Below are 15,772 nucleotides of genomic sequence, written 5' to 3' on the forward strand. Positions count from 1 at the left end.
CCGTGTCATACGACCGACGATCCGAACCCGAACCCGCCATCACACACCACTCCCCGTGAAACAGACAACCAACCCGACAAACAAACCGGACACGAACAACGACTCAGCGGAAACGCGCCGCATCGAAATTCGCCGCACCCATCTGCTGCCGCGCATTCTCACCCTGCTCCTGATCACCCGAGGAAAACGCACCCTCCATCCCCGACTGACCACCCAAAATCGCCGCCAACGACGAATTCAACTCACGCGTGATCCCATCCGCACGCCCCTTGAACTCATCGAACATCCGACGCCCCGCACCGTTGAACTTCCCCTCCAACGGCTCCACCGCCTGCACCAACTGCCGGATCAACGACCCCAGATCATCACTCGACCCACGCGAATCACGCATCAACGTCGACAACGTCTGCGTACCCATGTCGAACTTCACGCCGAACTCGCCTCCCCCATCGCAGGGTTGGTCCGAGACTCCGGTCCGCCAACCCCCAGTGAACGTTTCTGCACCACCATGTTCACAATCGGCGATCACACTCGCAACCGTCTTGCGTCACAGGCCCGGCACAGACAGGTCCCGACGCCGCCACACCCACAGATGACAGGGCGCCCGGCGTGACGAGTAACGATTCGATAACCACCCCTTGTCACAGCTCGTGTAATCGATTCCAATCCCTCGTGTAATCGATTCCACGAGGAGGTGGAGCGGCGATGGCGAGCATCAAGGATGTCGCTGCCGGGGCGGGCGTGTCCGTCGCCACGGTCTCGCGTGTCCTGAACGACCATCCGTCGGTCAGTGCCGAGGCACGCGCACGCGTGCTGGCCGCCGTCGAGGCGCTGGGCTACCGGCCGAACGCCGTCGCCCGTTCGCTGCGCACGGACCAGACCCGCACCCTGGGCCTGGTCATCAGCGACGTGCTCAACCCGTACTTCACCGAGCTGGCCCGATCCGTCGAGGAGGAGGCCCGCGCGCTCGGTTACAGCGTGATCATCGGGAACGCCGACGAGCGGCCCGATCTCCAGGACCACCACGTGCGGACCCTGCTGGACCGGCGGATCGACGGGCTGCTCGTGTCCCCCACCGACGGCGGCTCCCCGCTGATGCTGGAGGCCGCGCGCTCGGGGACGCCGATGGTGTTCGTGGACCGGTGGATCAAGGGTGTGGACGTGCCCGTGGTGCGGGCCGACGGGCAGCGGGCGGTGCGGGATCTCGTAGCGCACCTGTACGGGCTCGGGCACCGGCGGCTCGCGATCATCGCGGGCCCCGCGGCCACCACGACAGGCAGTGAGCGGGTGCGGGCCTTCCGGGAGGCGCTGGCCGCCTACGGGCTCGCCCTGCCCGAGGCCTACACCGGACAGGGCGACTTCCAGGCGGAGAGCGGGCGGCGGGTCACCGAGGGGTTCCTCGACCTGCCCGAGCCGCCCGAGGTGGTCTTCGCGGCCGACAACCTGATGGCGCTGGGCGCGCTGGACGCGATCCGGGCGCGCGGGCTGCGGGTGCCGGACGACATCGCGCTGGCGGCGTTCGACGACATCCCGTGGTTCGTGCACACCGATCCGCCGATCACCGCCGTCGCCCAGCCCACGGGCGAGCTGGGGCGGGCCGCCGTACGGGCGCTCGTGGACCGCATCGAGGGCCGGGGGCCGGAGTCGGTGACCCTGCCCGCCCGGCTCGTCGTCCGCCGCTCGTGCGGCGAGTCCGCCGCCCGGCCCACCGACGAGGCCACCGCCCGGCCCACCGCTGAGGCTGTCGCGAGGCCCACCGACGAGGCCGCCTCCGCGCTCGCCGCCCCGGCCGCCCCCGGGGCCGCCGACCGGACGGTCTCCTCGACCGTCACCGAGTCCTTCGCAACGAACAGGAGCATGCCGTGAGCGACCCGGAGGAGTTGCTGCGCATCGAGGGCATCCGGAAGACCTTCCCGGGCGTGGTGGCGCTGGACAGCGTCGACTTCGACCTGCGCCGGGGCGAGGTGCACGTGCTGCTCGGTGAGAACGGCGCCGGAAAGAGCACGCTCATCAAGATGCTCTCCGGTGCCTACACCCCCGACGCCGGGCGGATCCTGGCCGGCGGCGAGGAGGTGCGCATCCATGGTGCGCAGGACTCCGAGCGGCTCGGGATCGCCACGATCTACCAGGAGTTCAACCTCGTACCCGACCTGACGGTCGCGGAGAACATCTTCCTGGGCCGGCAGCCGCGCCGCTTCGGGATGATCGACCGCAAGCGGATGGAGGACGAGGCCGCCGCCCTGCTGGAGCGGGTCGGGGTGAACGTGTCGCCCCGCGCGCGCGTGCGGGACCTCGGCATCGCCCGGCTCCAGATGGTGGAGATCGCCAAGGCGCTGAGCCTGGACGCCCGCGTGCTGATCATGGACGAGCCGACGGCCGTGCTGACGTCCGAGGAGGTCGAGAAGCTGTTCTCGATCGTGCGGGCGCTGCGGGCCGACGGCGTCGGGATCGTGTTCATCACGCACCACCTGGAGGAGATCGCCGCCCTGGGCGACCGGGTCACGGTCATCCGGGACGGGCGGAGCGTGGGCCAGGTGCCCGCCTCCACGCCCGAGGACGAACTCGTCCGGCTCATGGTGGGGCGCTCCATCGAGCAGCAGTACCCGCGCGAGCGGACCGAGCGTGGCGAGCCGCTGCTCGCCGTGGACGGGCTCACCCGGGACGGTGTCTTCCACGACGTCAGCTTCCAGGTGCACGCCGGTGAGGTCGTCGGCATCGCGGGGCTGGTCGGCGCCGGGCGTACGGAGGTCGTGCGGGCCGTGTTCGGTGCCGACCCGTACGACGAGGGTGCCGTCCGGGTCGCGGGCAACCGGCTGCGGCGGCACGACGTGAACGCCGCCATGGCGGCCGGGATCGGGCTCGTGCCCGAGGACCGCAAGGGGCAGGGGCTCGTCCTGGACGCCTCCGTCGAGGAGAACCTCGGTCTGGTCACCCTGCGGTCGACCTCCCGCGCGGGGCTCGTCGACCTCAAGGGACAGCACACCGCCGCCGAGCGGATCGCCGGGCAGCTCGGCGTGCGGATGGCCGGCCTCGGGCAGCACGTGCGGACCCTGTCCGGCGGCAACCAGCAGAAGGTCGTCATCGGCAAGTGGCTGCTCGCGGACACCAAGGTGCTCATCCTCGACGAGCCGACGCGGGGCATCGACGTCGGCGCCAAGGTCGAGATCTACCAGCTCATCAACGAGCTGACGGCCGCCGGCGCCGCCGTCCTGATGATCTCCAGCGACCTGCCCGAGGTGCTCGGCATGAGCGACCGGGTGCTGGTGATGGCCCAGGGCCGGATAGCCGGGGAACTCCCGGCCGACCGGGCCACCCAGGACGCCGTGATGGCACTCGCCGTCAGCACTCCTACGAACACGACGACCGAAGTGGAGGCCTCCCGTGGCCACTGACACGCTCAAGAGCAAGGCGGGCGCGGGTGGCGCCTCCGGCGGCCTGCGCAGGCTGCTGCTCGACAACGGCGCGCTGACCGCGCTGATCGTCCTCGTCATCGCGCTGTCCGCGCTCTCCGGTGACTTCCTGACGACGGACAACCTGCTGAACATCGGCGTCCAGGCGGCGGTCACCGCCATCCTGGCCTTCGGTGTCACCTTCGTCATCGTCGCGGCCGGCATCGACCTGTCGGTCGGCTCGGTGGCGGCCCTGTCGGCGACCGTGCTCGCGTGGAGCGCCACCTCGCACGGAGTGCCGGTGGTCCTCGCGGTGATCCTCGCGATCGCCACGGGCATCGCGGCGGGCCTGGTCAACGGCTTCCTGATCTCCTACGGCAAGCTGCCGCCGTTCATCGCGACGCTGGCCATGCTGTCGGTGGGCCGCGGTCTGTCGCTGGTCATCTCGCAGGGCTCCCCGATCGCCCTGCCGAACTCGGTCTCGCACCTGGGCGACACGCTCGGCGGCTGGCTGCCGGTGCCCGTCCTCGTCATGGTCGTCATGGGTCTGATCACGGCGTTCGTGCTGGGGCGTACATACATCGGGCGTTCGATGTACGCGATCGGCGGCAACGAGGAGGCGGCCCGGCTCTCGGGTCTGCGGGTGAAGCGGCAGAAGCTCGCGATCTACGCGCTGTCGGGTCTGTTCGCCGCCGCCGCGGGCATCGTGCTCGCCGCCCGGCTGTCCTCCGCGCAGCCGCAGGCCGCCAACGGCTACGAGCTGGACGCGATCGCGGCGGTCGTCATCGGCGGCGCCTCGCTGGCGGGCGGCACCGGCAAGGCGTCGGGCACGCTGATCGGCGCGCTGATCCTCGCGGTGCTCAGGAACGGCCTCAACCTGCTGTCCGTGTCCGCGTTCTGGCAGCAGGTCGTCATCGGTGTCGTGATCGCGCTGGCCGTGCTCCTGGACACCGTGCGCCGCAAGGCCGGGGCGACCCCGCAGGCCGCGGGGACCGGCAGCGGCGGCGGCAAGGGCAAGCAGGCGGCGACCTACGGGCTCGCGGCCGTGGTGACCGTGGCCCTGGTGGCCGCGACCTCCTTCCTGCACACCGGGTCGGCCTCCACGTCCCCCAAGATGGGTCTGTCGCTGTCCACGCTCAACAACCCGTTCTTCGTGCAGATCAAGTCCGGTGCGCAGGCCGAGGCGAAGAAGCTGGGCCTGAAACTGACCGTCACCGACGCGCAGAACGACGCCTCGCAGCAGGCCAACCAGTTGCAGAACTTCACCAGTTCCAGCCTCGGCGCGATCATCGTCAACCCGGTGGACTCGGACGCGGCCAGCAACTCCGTGAAGGCCGCCGGCAAGGCGAAGATCCCGGTCATCGCCGTGGACCGCGGGGTCAACAACGCGAAGACGGACGCGCTGGTCGCCTCCGACAACGTGGCGGGCGGCGAGCTGGCCGCCAAGACCATCGCCGAGAAGCTGGGCGGTCACGGCAGGATCGTGATCCTCCAGGGGCAGGCGGGCACCTCCGCCGCCCGTGAGCGCGCCGCCGGTTTCGCCCAGGGCCTCAAGGCCTACCCGGGCATCCAGGTGCTCGCCCAGCAGCCCGCCGACTTCGACCGCACCAAGGGCCTCGACGTGATGTCGAACCTGCTCCAGGCCCACCCCGACGTGCAGGGCGTGATCGCCGCCAACGACGAGATGGCGCTCGGCGCGGTCAAGGCGCTCGGCTCGAAGGCCGGCAAGTCGGTGCAGGTCGTCGGATTCGACGGCACCCCGGACGGCCTGAGTGCCGTCAAGAACGGCACGCTGTACGCATCGGTCGCGCAGCAGCCGAGCCAGCTGGGCCGGATCGCCGTGGACAACGCGCTCAAGGCGGTCCAGGGCAAGAAGGTGGCGCCGATGGTGAAGGTGCCGGTCAAGGTGGTAACGAAGGAGAACGTGGCCGGGTTCAGCGGCTGACCCGCGACCCGTTCCCGTAAGGAGACACTGCGCATGTACGACTACGACCTGCTGGTCGTGGGGTCGGCCAACGCCGACCTGGTGATCGGCGTCGAGCGGCGGCCCGCGGCCGGGGAGACGGTGCTCGGCTCCGACCTGGCCGTCCACCCCGGCGGCAAGGGCGCCAACCAGGCGGTGGCCGCCGCCCGCCTCGGGGCCCGCACCGCCCTGCTGGCCCGGGTCGGCGACGACGCGCACGGGCGGCTGCTGCTCGACGCGCAGCGGGCGGCCGGGGTCGACCCGGCGGGCGTGCTGGTGGGCGGCGCGCCGACCGGTGTCGCGCTGATCACGGTGGACCCCTCCGGGGACAACTCCATCGTGGTGTCGCCGGGTGCCAACGGCCGGCTGACCCCCGAGGACGTCCGCGGCGCGGCCGGTCTCCTCGGGGCCTCCCGGGTGGTCTCCGCGCAGTTGGAGGTCCCGCTGGAGACGGTCGTGGAGGCCGCACGGCACCTGGTGCCCGGCAGCCGCTTCGTCCTCAACCCGTCGCCGCCGCGTCCGCTGCCGCAAGAACTCCTCGACGCCTGCGACCCGCTGATCGTCAACGAGCACGAGGCGAAGGTCATCCTGGGCGGCGCGGGCGCCGGTGACGACCCGGAGGACTGGGCGCGGGCGCTGCTCGCGCGCGGCCCGCGCTCCGTGGTGGTCACCCTGGGCGGCGAGGGCGCGCTGGTGGCGTCCGCCGAGGGGGTGGCCCGGGTGCCGTCCGTGAAGGTGGACGCCGTGGACACGACGGGCGCGGGCGACGCGTTCACCGCGGCGCTGGCCTGGCGGCTCGGCGCGGGCGCGTCGCTGCGGGAGGCGGCGGCGTACGCGGCCCGGGTGGGCGCGGCGGCCGTGACGAAGCGGGGCGCGCAGGAGTCGTACCCGACGGCGGCGGAGGTCGACGCCCTGTGAAGAAGGCGGGCATCCTGAACCGGTATCTGGCCGGTGCCCTGGCGGAGTTGGGGCACACGGACGAGGTGCTGGTGTGCGACGCGGGCATGCCGATACCGGCCGGGCCGCGCGTGGTGGACCTGGCGTTCCGCGCCGGGGTGCCGTCCTTCGCCGAGGTGCTGGAGGGGCTGCTGGCCGAGCTGGTGGTCGAGGGCGCGACGGCGGCGGCCGAGGTGCGTGCGGCCAATCCGGCGGCGGCCGCCCTGCTGGACGGCCACTTCCCCGACGTCGTCCTCGTCCCGCACGAGCGGCTGAAGGAGTTGTCGGCGGGCGCGCGTCTGGTCGTACGGACCGGGGAGGCGCGGCCGTACGCGAACGTGCTGCTGCGGTGCGGGGTGTTCTTCTAGACCCAACAGGCCGACCCACCGGACCCGACCCGCCGGGCCCGGACAGCTTCGAGGGGGCCCGGTCGTCGACCCGGCCCCCTCGGCTCTTCCCCTCCTGCGCCGGAACCCCGTGGCTCCCCCCGGAGCCTTCCCGGGTCTCCCCGGGCCCCCTCCGTGGGTTCCGACGAGAGATACGACACGCTCCGGGCCGGAAGGGTTGCACCGGCTCCGTGATTTTCTTCGGGGATTTTCTTCGCGGGTTTCCTTCGGGGGTTTCCTTCGGGGATTGTTTTCCGGCCCCAGGGTTGGCGCGCGGGCTACTTCTCCGGCTCCAGGGCGCGCGTCACCGCGTCCTGGGCCGCGTGGCGCCCCCGCAGGCTCAGGCCCGCCAGACGTGCGACCACGCGGCCCAGCCACTCCGGGTCGCCGAGCAGGTGGGCCTGTCCGGTGTCGGTGACCCGCTCGGTCAGTTCCTGGAAGAGGACGAGGTCCGCGCCGGGGTAGGGGCGGGGGTGGCGGCTGAAGCGGCCCACCCAGTCCTCGTACGGATGGCGCAGCGTCAGGTGCAGGTAGCCGCTGCCGTGCCGTCGCCAGGGGCCGGGCAGGCCGGCGAGGAGCTGAGCGACGCCGTACTGCCCCCGGGCCGGGTTCTTGCCGCCCAGCGTGAGCCGCACGCCCGGCATGATCCGGGACCAGTCGACCGTCTGCCCCGGGCCGCCGGGCTCGTGCTGGTGCAAGCCCTCCGGCCGGAACTCCAGCCAGTGGCCGGCCGGCCGGCCGGTGTCACCCACCGCCCAGCCGCCGGCCGTCGGTTCGAGCGGACCCAGGGATGCTCGCGTCGGCGTCATACGGTCATGGCATCACATGTTCCGCGAACCGCGCCGCGGTTTCGGCCAGTACCTCGCGTCCGTCGCGCGCCCACAGGGCGTCGTTGAACAGTTCGACCTCGATGGCGCCGGTGTAGCCGGCCGCCTCCGCGTACCCCTTCCACTCGCGCAGGTCGACCGCTCCGTCGCCGAGCTGGCCGCGGCCGTTGAGGACGCCCTCCGGGAGGGGGGTCGTCCAGTCGGCGAGCTGGAAGGAGTGGAGGCGGCCGGACGCGCCCGCGCGGGCGATCCCGGCGGGGGCCCGGTCGTCCCACCAGATGTGGTACGTGTCGACCGTGACGCCGACCTGGCGGGCGGGGAAGCGTTCGGCCAGGTCCAGGGCCTGCTTCAGGGTGGAGACCACGCAGCGGTCCGAGGCGAACATGGGGTGCAGCGGCTCGATGGCCAGGCGTACGCCGTGCCGCTCCGCGTACGGCCCCAGTTCCGCGAGCGCGTCCGCGATGCGTTCCCGGGCTCCGTGCAGGTCCTTCGAGCCGGCCGGGAGGCCCCCCGAGACCAGGACCAGGGTGTCGGTGCCGAGGGTGGCGGCCTCGTCGACGGCGCGGCGGTTGTCGGCCAGGGCCCGTGCGCGCTCGTCCGGGTCGGTCGCCGTGAGGAAGCCGCCCCGGCACAGGGTGGTGACGGTCAGGCCCGCGGCACGGACCAGTTCGGCCGCTGCCTCGACGCCGAACGCCTGGACGGGTTCGCGCCACAGGCCGACGTTGCCGATGCCGATGTCGCGGCAGGCCTCGGTCAGTTCGGGCAGGGACAGCTGCTTGACCGTCATCTGGTTGATGCTGAAACGCGTCAGGTCGAGGTCGTTCACCGGTTCACCCCGTTCAGCGCGAGCAGTGTCCTCATGCGTTCCTCCGCCAGCTCGGGGTCGGGGAACAGGCCGAGGCGGTCGGCGAGTTCGTAGGCGCGGGCCAGGTGGGGCAGGGAGCGGGCCGACTGCAGGCCGCCGACCATCGTGAAGTGCGACTGGTGCCCGGCCAGCCACGCGAGCAGGACCACACCGGTCTTGTAGAAGCGGGTGGGGGCCTGGAAGAGGTGGCGGGAGAGTTCGACGGTGGGGTCGAGCAGGGCGCGGAAGCCGGCCGTGTCCCCGGTGTCCAGGAGGCGTACCGCCTCGGCGGCCAGCGGGCCCAGCGGGTCGAAGATGCCGAGCAGGGCGTGGCTGAAGCCCTGCTCGTCGCCGGCGATCAGCTCGGGGTAGTTGAAGTCGTCGCCGGTGTAGCAGCGCACGCCTCGGGGGAGGCGGCGGCGCAGGTCGACCTCGCGCCGGGCGTCCAGCAGGGAGATCTTGACGCCGTCGACCTTGTCGGGGTGGGCGGCGATGACGTCCAGGAACACCTGTGTCGCCGCGTCCAGGTCGGACGAGCCCCAGTAGCCCTCCAGCGCCGGGTCGAACATGGGGCCGAGCCAGTGCAGGACGACCGGCTCGGCGGCCTGGCGCAGCAGGTGGCCGTAGACCTCCAGGTAGTCCTCCGGGCCCCGCGCGGTGGCGGCGAGGGCGCGGGAGGCCATGAGGACGGCCTGGGCGCCGGACTCCTCGACGACGGCGAGTTGTTCCTCGTAGGCCGCGCGGATGCCCGCGAGGGAGCCGCCGCTGATCTGGTCGGTGCCGACGCCGCAGGCGACCTTGCCGCCCACCGACCGCGCCTCCGCGGCGGACCTGCGGATCAGCTCGGCCGCACCCGCCCAGTCCAGGCCCATGCCGCGCTGCGCGGTGTCCATGGCCTCGGCGACGCCCAGCCCGTGGGACCACAGGTGGCGGCGGAAGGCGAGGGTGGCGTCCCAGTCGACGGCGGCGGGCGAGTCGGGCGACACGTCGGCGAACGGGTCGGCGACGACGTGGGCGGCGGAGAAGACGGTGCGGGAGGTGAAGGGGGTGCCCGCGGCGGCGGCGAAGGGTTCGGTGCGGGGCTCGTAGGCCCGCAGCGTGCCGCCCGCGTCCGGCAGGTGGAGGGTCACAGCCGGATCTCCGGTACGTCGATGCGGCGGCCCTCGGCCGAGGACTTCAGGCCCAGTTCGGCGAGCTGGACGCCGCGGGCGCCGGCGAGCAGGTCCCAGTGGTAGGGGGCGTCGGCGTACACGTGGCGCAGGAACAGCTCCCACTGGGCCTTGAAGCCGTTGTCGAAGTCGGTGTTGTCGGGCACCTCCTGCCACTGGTCGCGGAAGGCCTCGGTGGCGGGGATGTCGGGGTTCCAGACCGGCTTGGGGGTGGCGGAGCGGTGCTGGGCGCGGCAGCGGCGCAGGCCCGCGACGGCCGAGCCCTCCGTGCCGTCGACCTGGAACTCGACGAGTTCGTCGCGGTGGACGCGGACGGCCCAGGACGAGTTGATCTGGGCGATCGCACCGCCGTCGAGTTCGAAGATGCCGTAGGCGGCGTCGTCGGCGGTGGCGTCGTAGGGCTTGCCGTTCTCGTCCCAGCGCTGGGGGATGTGGGTGGCGGTGAGGGCCTGGACGGAGGTGACGCGGCCGAACAGTTCGTGCAGCACGTACTCCCAGTGCGGGAACATGTCGACGACGATGCCGCCGCCGTCCTCGGCGCGGTAGTTCCAGGAGGGGCGCTGGGCGTCCTGCCAGTCGCCCTCGAAGACCCAGTAGCCGAACTCGCCGCGCACGGACAGGATGCGGCCGAAGAAGCCGCCGTCGATCAGCCGCTTCAGCTTCCGCAGGCCCGGCAGGAAGATCTTGTCCTGGACGACGCCGTGCTTGACGCCCTTCGCCTGGGCGAGGCGGGTCAGTTCGAGGGCGCCGTCGAGGCCGGTCGCGGTGGGCTTCTCGGTGTAGACGTGCTTGCCGGCGGCGATCGCCTTCCTGATCGCCTCCTCGCGGGCGGAGGTGACCTGGGCGTCGAAGTAGATGTCCACGGCCGGGTCGGCGAGGACGGCGTCCAGGTCGGTGGAGACGTGCTCCAGGCCGTGCCGTTCGGCAAGCGCCTTCAGTGCGTGCTCGCGCCGGCCGACGAGGACGGGTTCCGGCCACAGCACGGTGCCGTCGCCGAGGTCGAGTCCGCCCTGCTCGCGCAGGGCGAGGATCGAGCGGACCAGGTGCTGGCGGTAGCCCATGCGTCCGGTCACGCCGTTCATGGCGATGCGCACCGTCTTGCGTGTCACGTCGGTCCCAGTCCCTTCGTACGGCCGTCGGCGAACACCGGACACCGACAGCAAGCGCTTTCTATTCCAGGAGAAGCTAGCCTCTGAACAGCGGTCCGGACAAGAGCGGGCGCGGATCGTGTTGTTCGAGCGGGCGGACATCGTGGTGTTCGAGCGGGCGGACATCGTGGTGTTCGAGCGGGCGAACGAAGAGGCGAGTGGCCGTAAGGTCTGCACGGCACCACGGCCCCGCGGCAGGCGCGCGGACGGTGCCTGATCACGTACGACGAGAGACGCGCGACCGGAGGACGACGAGATGACGGTGACCCTGGCGGACGTGGCGGCCCGCGCCCAGGTCTCGCCCGCGACGGTGTCGCGCGTGCTGAACGGGAACTACCCGGTGGCCACCGCCACCCGGGAGCGGGTCCTGAAGGCCGTCGACGAGCTGGACTACGTGCTCAACGGTCCCGCCAGCGCGCTCGCCGCCGCCACCTCCGACCTGGTCGGCATCCTGGTGAACGACATCGCCGACCCCTTCTTCGGAATCATGGCGAGCGCCATCCAGTCGGAGATCGGCGGCCCGGGAGGCCGGGCCGGCGGCGAACGGCTGGCGGTGGTCTGCAACACCGGCGGCTCCCCCGAGCGCGAGCTGACCTACCTGACGCTGCTCCAGCGGCAGCGGGCGGCGGCTGTCGTGCTCACCGGCGGCGCGGCCGAGAACGCGCCGCACGCCGCGGCGGTCGCGGCGAAGCTGCGCCGGCTGGCGGAGGCCGGAACCCGGGTGGTGCTGTGCGGACGGCCGCCCGTGCCGGACACCGAGGCGGTCGCCCTGACCTTCGACAACCGCGGTGGCGCCCGCCGCCTGACCGAGCACCTGACGGCGCTGGGGCACCGGCGGCTCGGCTACATCGCGGGCCCGCAGGAGCGCACCACCACCCGCCACCGCCTCGAAGGCCACCGCGCGGCGCTGACGGCGGCCGGCATCGAGGACGACCCGCGCCGGACCGTGCACGGCCGTTTCGACCGCCGGTCCGGTTACGAGGCCACCCTGGAACTGCTGCGCCGCGACCCCGCGCTCACGGCGGTCGTCGCCGCCAACGACTCCGTGGCCCTGGGCGCCTGCGCGGCGCTGCGCGAGTCCGGGCTGCGCATCCCCGAGGACGTGTCGGTGGCGGGCTTCGACGACCTGCCCTTCGGCGTCGACGCCGTACCGTCCCTGACGACGGTCCGCCTGCCGCTCGCCGAGGCCGGCGCCCGAGCGGGCCGCATCGCCATGGCCCGCGAGGAGCCCCCGCCCGGCGGGATCGCCACGGTGCGCGGGGAACTGATGGTGCGGGGGTCCACGGGGGTGCCTCGGGGGTGAGGGCGGGGGCGCCCTTCCGGCCGGTGGTGGGCGCGGCCGGGGGCTGTCGCGGTACGGGGCTGTCGTACGGGGCGGGTGCGGGTTCGGGTGCTGTCGTACGGTTCGGGCTGAGAGTGCTGTCGTACGGTTCGGGTGCGGGCGCTGTCGTACGGTTCGGGTGCGGGTTCGGGATGGGGTCCGACCGGGCTCGGGTTCGGGTCCGATCTCGGGTTCTGGTCCGGATCGATCTCGGGTTCGGGTTCGGATCGATCTCGGGTTCGAGAGTCGAGGCGGGCACCGATGAGTTCGGGAGCCGCCCACGGTCTTCACTCCCGTACCGATCGGCCAGGAAACGGAAGGCATCCCCATGCGTGTCGTCGTCACCGAGTTCATCAGCCTCGACGGAGTCGTGCAGGCGCCCGGAGGTCCGCAGGAGGACACCGACGGCGGCTTCGCGCACGGCGGCTGGTCGCACCCCTTCTTCGACCCCGAGGTCCTCGGCGGAGCGTTCGCCGCCGGCCTGGAGCAGGCCGAGGCGCTGCTCTACGGCCGCCGCACCTACCTGACGATGGCCGCGGCCTGGCCCGAGCGGGCCGGTGACCCCTTCGCCGACCGGCTCAACTCCCTGCACAAGTACGTCGTTTCGGACACCCTCGACGACTCCGCGCTGACCTGGGAGAACACCGTGCGCGTGCCGGGCGCCGAGGCGCTCGGGAAGGTGCGGGAACTACGGGCGGCCGGGGGCGGCGACCTGGCGATGATGGGCAGCCCCACGCTGGTGCGGGCGCTGCTGGGCGCGGGCCTGGTGGACGAGCTGCAGCTCGCCGTCATGCCGGTGCTCCTCGGCGGCGGAAAGTCGATCTTCCCCACGGACGGGGTGAAGCGGACGTGGCAGCTGGTGTCGTCAAAGACCGCGAAGACCGGGACCCAGCTCAACGTGTTCCGGCCCGCCGAGCAGGAATAGCCCCCGGGAGGTTCCGTGTGCTCCGTGCGGGTGGCGGGTAGGGTCCCTGGCCATGAAGCTCGCGTTCTCCACTCTCGGTGTCCCCGGCCTGCCGATCCCGGAGGTCCTGGCGCTCGCGGCCGCGCACGGCTACCACGGCGTCGAACTGCGCGCCCACCCCGAGGAACCGGTGCATGTCGGCCTCTCCCCCGCCGAACGGGCCGAGACCGCCGCCCTGTTCGAGGCGGCCGGGGTCGAGGTGGTGGGCCTGGCCGGGTACGCGCGTGTCGCCGCGCCCGGCGACGACGGTCCCGTCCTGGACGAGATCCGGGAGCTGCTGCAACTGGCGCACGACGTGGGCGCCGGGTCCGTCCGGGTCTTCCCCGGCGCCGATCCCGGCCGCCCCCGCGAGGAGTCCGACGCCACCGCCGCCCGGCGCCTGGGCGTCGCCGCCGAGGATGCCGCCGCGCTCGGCGTCCGCATCCTGCTGGAGACCCACGACTCGCACCGCACCGGCGCCGACGCGATCCGCGTCCTCGGCCCGGTCGGGCACGGGCAGGTGGGCGCACTGTGGGACGTGATGCACACCTGGCTGGGCGGGGAGCAGCCGTCGCAGACGTACGCGGCCCTCGCCCCGCACCTCGGATACGTGCAGGTCAAGGACATCGCCTCGGCCGAGGACAGCACGCCCCTGGCGCTGGGCGCCGGTGTCCTGCCGCTCGCCGAGTGCGTCGAGGTCCTCGCCCGTGTGGGCTGGGACGGGTGGCTGTGCTGGGAGTACGAGAAGCGGTGGTACGAGGCGGCCGAGCCGCTGCCCCGGCTCCTCGGCCCCGGACGGGATTACCTGGCCCGGCTGCTCAACGAGTCGGCTTGACATCCTCGCCGCCCTGAAGGACGGCGATTCCCGCCTACCGTGCCGTTGAAGGCTGCGGTGTCGAGTGGGTTCCTGCTTCGCCGCGCGGTGCCGGGACGAGCCCCGGTCTCACCTGCGCTCCACAGGCTGATACGGCCAATCCGGCCGCCTCGGCGACGTTGACCGCCGCGTTGATGTCCCGGTCCAGGACGGGCCCGCAGGCCCCGCAGGTCCACACACGGACGTGCAGGGGCTTGGGGCCGTCCTGGACGCCGCACTGCGAGCACACCTGCGAGGTCGGTTCGAAACGGCCGATCCTCACGAAGGTGCGCCCGTACCGGGCGGCCTTGTACTCCAGCATGCTCACGAACGCCGACCATCCGGCGTCGTGGACGGACTTGGCCAGGCGCGTCCGGGCGAGTCCCTTCACCGCCAGGTCCTCCACCGCGATCGCTTGGTTCTCGCGGATCAGCTTCGTGGAGAGCTGGTGATGGAACTCGCGGCGCGCGTCCGCGACCCGGTCGTGTGCCCGTGCGACACGGATCCTGGCCTTGTCGCGGTTCTTGCTGCCCTTCTCCTTGCGGGACAGGGCCCGCTGCGCCTTCTTCAGGTGCTTCTCGGCCCGGCGCAGGAAGCGCGGGCTGTCGACCTTCGTGCCGTCCGAGAGGACCGCGAAGTGCCCGAGACCGAGATCGATGCCCACCTCGGGCGTGACCTCGGGCAGCACCTCTTCCGGACCGGTCTCCATCACGAAAGAAGCGAAGTATCGGCCCGCCGCATCCTTGACCACGGTCACCGTGGACGGGGCGGAGGGCAGGCTGCGGGACCACTCGACCTTCAGGTCGCCGATCTTCGACAGGCGCAGCTTTCCGCCGGTCGTGATCGACCAGCGGGCGTTCGCGGTGAAGCGGACTGCCTGCCGGGTGTCCTTGCGTGACTTGTACCGGGGCGCACCCATGCGCGGGCGCTTCCCCTTCAGCCCGTCGAAGAAGTTCTTGTACGCGAACGTCACGCGGGGAGTCTGGCGCACGGGCCCGGCGGCGTCGACCCCGTTTCGGCCGGGCCGCCGGTGGGCCTGTCCGCCGGGGTCAGTCCGGCTGCCGGGCGGGGACCGGGACGCGGTCGTGCACGGGGGTGGGGGCCGGCCCAGGAGCGGGGGGCTCGGCGCGGGTCCTCGCGGGGGCCAGGGACGTCAGGGCCACGCCGCCCACCAGCAGTGCCGCCGCGCACCAGCGCAGGATGCTCACCGACTCGTGCAGGAAGAGGGCCGCCGCGGACATGCCGAACACCGGGACCAGGAGGGAGAAGGGGGCGACGGTGGAGGCGGGGTGGTGGCGCAGCAGCAGGCCCCAGGCGCCGAAGCCGAAGACCGTGGTGACCCAGGCGACGTAGAGGACCGTGCCCGCGCCCTGCCAGTCCAGGCCGCGCAGGGCGGCCAGGTCGCGGGAGGGGCCCTCGGTGAGCAGGGAGAGGCCGAGGAGCGGCAGGACCGGGACGGTGCTCACCCAGACCATGAAGTTGAGGGCGTCCGGCGGGGCCGCCTTGCGGGTCAGGACGTTGGAGGCGCCCCAGCAGGCCGCCGCGACGATGACCAGGGCGAAGGCGCCCAGCGGGCCGGTGGTGCCTTCGTCCACGGCGGCGACCACGATCCCGGCGAGCGCCACCGCCATGCCCGTCAGCCGCAGCCGGGTGGGGCGCTCGCCGAGGGCCGCGAAGGCGAACAGGGCCGTGAACACCGCCTGGATCTGCAGCACCAGCGAGGAGAGCCCGGCCGGCATCCCGTGGTCCATGCCCACGAACAGCAGGCCGAACTTGGCGACCCCGAGGACCAGTCCCACCGCCGCGATCCACTTCCAGGCCACCTTGGGCCGGCCGACGAGGAAGACGGCGGGCAGGGCGGCGGCGAGGAAGCGCAGGGCCGAGAACAGCAGGGGCGGGAAGTGGCCGAGGCCGACCTCGATGACGGTGAAGTTGACGCCCCAGACGGCGGCGACGAGGACGGCGAGGAGGACGTGGGGTGGTCGCATGCGTC

General features: G+C 72.4%; 15 protein-coding genes. 8 read left to right on the forward strand and 7 right to left on the reverse strand.

Going from position 1 to position 15,772, the window contains the following annotated elements; genetic code table 11:
• Nucleotides 1-103 precede the first annotated feature (103 nt).
• On the reverse strand, nucleotides 104-430 hold the full coding sequence (locus tag AB0G56_RS33250) for a hypothetical protein (protein WP_360976971.1): 327 nt from the start codon (nucleotides 428-430) through the stop codon (nucleotides 104-106).
• 275 nt (nucleotides 431-705) lie between these two features.
• Here AB0G56_RS33250 and AB0G56_RS33255 point away from each other — a divergent pair, with 275 nt between their 5' ends.
• From AB0G56_RS33255 to rbsD, 5 genes are read left to right on the forward strand one after another with little or no spacing between them, the layout of a single operon-like run.
• A complete protein-coding gene (locus tag AB0G56_RS33255) occupies nucleotides 706-1,866 on the forward strand; it encodes a LacI family DNA-binding transcriptional regulator (RefSeq protein ID WP_360976974.1) in 1,161 nt (386 codons plus the stop codon).
• Entirely contained in the window at nucleotides 1,863-3,392 is a 1,530-nt protein-coding gene (locus tag AB0G56_RS33260; protein ID WP_360976976.1) for a sugar ABC transporter ATP-binding protein, read from the forward strand. Before AB0G56_RS33255 ends, AB0G56_RS33260 begins: the two co-directional genes overlap by 4 nt.
• Nucleotides 3,382-5,334: a substrate-binding domain-containing protein gene (locus AB0G56_RS33265; protein ID WP_360976979.1), complete on the forward strand. Its 1,953-nt coding sequence runs from the start codon at nucleotides 3,382-3,384 to the stop codon at nucleotides 5,332-5,334. Before AB0G56_RS33260 ends, AB0G56_RS33265 begins: the two co-directional genes overlap by 11 nt.
• Before the next feature lie 33 nt (nucleotides 5,335-5,367).
• Entirely contained in the window at nucleotides 5,368-6,270 is a 903-nt protein-coding gene (locus AB0G56_RS33270) for a ribokinase (RefSeq protein WP_360976982.1), read from the forward strand.
• Nucleotides 6,267-6,656 carry a D-ribose pyranase gene (gene rbsD, locus AB0G56_RS33275; protein WP_360976985.1) on the forward strand — a complete coding sequence of 130 codons (390 nt, stop codon included), beginning with the start codon at nucleotides 6,267-6,269 and terminating at the stop codon, nucleotides 6,654-6,656. The genes AB0G56_RS33270 and rbsD overlap by 4 nt, the downstream gene beginning before the upstream one ends.
• A gap of 296 nt (nucleotides 6,657-6,952) precedes the next feature.
• Here rbsD and AB0G56_RS33280 read toward each other — a convergent pair whose 3' ends face one another.
• The 4 genes from AB0G56_RS33280 to AB0G56_RS33295 are packed head-to-tail and all read right to left on the reverse strand — an operon-like array spanning nucleotide 6,953 to nucleotide 10,623.
• Nucleotides 6,953-7,483 (reverse strand): hypothetical protein, encoded by a 531-nt coding sequence (locus AB0G56_RS33280; protein ID WP_360976988.1) that lies wholly within the window; start codon nucleotides 7,481-7,483, stop codon nucleotides 6,953-6,955.
• 4 nt (nucleotides 7,484-7,487) lie between these two features.
• Entirely contained in the window at nucleotides 7,488-8,288 is an 801-nt protein-coding gene (locus AB0G56_RS33285) for a sugar phosphate isomerase/epimerase family protein (RefSeq protein ID WP_360977183.1), read from the reverse strand.
• A gap of 35 nt (nucleotides 8,289-8,323) precedes the next feature.
• The gene (locus tag AB0G56_RS33290; RefSeq protein WP_360976992.1) at nucleotides 8,324-9,475 is read right to left on the reverse strand and encodes a dihydrodipicolinate synthase family protein; all 1,152 of its coding nucleotides are present in this window, start codon (nucleotides 9,473-9,475) and stop codon (nucleotides 8,324-8,326) included.
• Complete coding sequence (locus AB0G56_RS33295) at nucleotides 9,472-10,623, reverse strand: Gfo/Idh/MocA family oxidoreductase (protein WP_360976995.1); 1,152 nt, start codon at nucleotides 10,621-10,623, stop codon at nucleotides 9,472-9,474. Before AB0G56_RS33295 ends, AB0G56_RS33290 begins: the two co-directional genes overlap by 4 nt.
• A 295-nt stretch (nucleotides 10,624-10,918) precedes the next feature.
• Between AB0G56_RS33295 and AB0G56_RS33300 the strand changes: the two genes are divergently transcribed.
• The 3 genes from AB0G56_RS33300 (at nucleotide 10,919) to AB0G56_RS33310 (ending at nucleotide 13,761) form a co-directional block, all read left to right on the forward strand.
• On the forward strand, nucleotides 10,919-11,965 hold the full coding sequence (locus tag AB0G56_RS33300; RefSeq protein WP_360976997.1) for a LacI family DNA-binding transcriptional regulator: 1,047 nt from the start codon (nucleotides 10,919-10,921) through the stop codon (nucleotides 11,963-11,965).
• Between the two features lie 346 nt (nucleotides 11,966-12,311).
• A complete protein-coding gene (locus AB0G56_RS33305; RefSeq protein ID WP_360977000.1) occupies nucleotides 12,312-12,908 on the forward strand; it encodes a dihydrofolate reductase family protein in 597 nt (198 codons plus the stop codon).
• Nucleotides 12,909-12,960: 52 nt separating this feature from the next.
• On the forward strand, nucleotides 12,961-13,761 hold the full coding sequence (locus AB0G56_RS33310; protein ID WP_360977003.1) for a sugar phosphate isomerase/epimerase family protein: 801 nt from the start codon (nucleotides 12,961-12,963) through the stop codon (nucleotides 13,759-13,761).
• Between the two features lie 34 nt (nucleotides 13,762-13,795).
• Here AB0G56_RS33310 and AB0G56_RS33315 read toward each other — a convergent pair whose 3' ends face one another.
• Nucleotides 13,796-14,752 carry an RNA-guided endonuclease TnpB family protein gene (locus AB0G56_RS33315; RefSeq protein ID WP_360977006.1) on the reverse strand — a complete coding sequence of 319 codons (957 nt, stop codon included), beginning with the start codon at nucleotides 14,750-14,752 and terminating at the stop codon, nucleotides 13,796-13,798.
• A 76-nt stretch (nucleotides 14,753-14,828) separates the two neighbouring features.
• Nucleotides 14,829-15,767 carry an EamA family transporter gene (locus tag AB0G56_RS33320; RefSeq protein WP_360977009.1) on the reverse strand — a complete coding sequence of 313 codons (939 nt, stop codon included), beginning with the start codon at nucleotides 15,765-15,767 and terminating at the stop codon, nucleotides 14,829-14,831.
• Nucleotides 15,768-15,772 lie beyond the last annotated feature (5 nt).

The sequence above is a fragment of the Streptomyces sp. NPDC021356 genome (genome assembly GCF_040641015.1).
GTDB lineage: Bacteria > Actinomycetota > Actinomycetes > Streptomycetales > Streptomycetaceae > Streptomyces.

Bases quoted from the DNA above. Each gene is read 5' to 3' on its own strand.
- AB0G56_RS33255 (WP_360976974.1), top strand. From the start codon at position 706: ATGGCGAGCATCAAGGATGTCGCTGCCGGGGCGGGCGTGTCCGTCGCC.
- AB0G56_RS33270 (WP_360976982.1), top strand. From the start codon at position 5,368: ATGTACGACTACGACCTGCTGGTCGTGGGGTCGGCCAACGCCGACCTG.
- AB0G56_RS33280 (WP_360976988.1), bottom strand. From the start codon at position 7,483: ATGACGCCGACGCGAGCATCCCTGGGTCCGCTCGAACCGACGGCCGGC.
- AB0G56_RS33285 (WP_360977183.1), bottom strand. From the start codon at position 8,288: ATGACGGTCAAGCAGCTGTCCCTGCCCGAACTGACCGAGGCCTGCCGC.
- AB0G56_RS33300 (WP_360976997.1), top strand. From the start codon at position 10,919: ATGACGGTGACCCTGGCGGACGTGGCGGCCCGCGCCCAGGTCTCGCCC.
- AB0G56_RS33305 (WP_360977000.1), top strand. From the start codon at position 12,312: ATGCGTGTCGTCGTCACCGAGTTCATCAGCCTCGACGGAGTCGTGCAG.
- AB0G56_RS33310 (WP_360977003.1), top strand. From the start codon at position 12,961: ATGAAGCTCGCGTTCTCCACTCTCGGTGTCCCCGGCCTGCCGATCCCG.
- AB0G56_RS33320 (WP_360977009.1), bottom strand. From the start codon at position 15,767: ATGCGACCACCCCACGTCCTCCTCGCCGTCCTCGTCGCCGCCGTCTGG.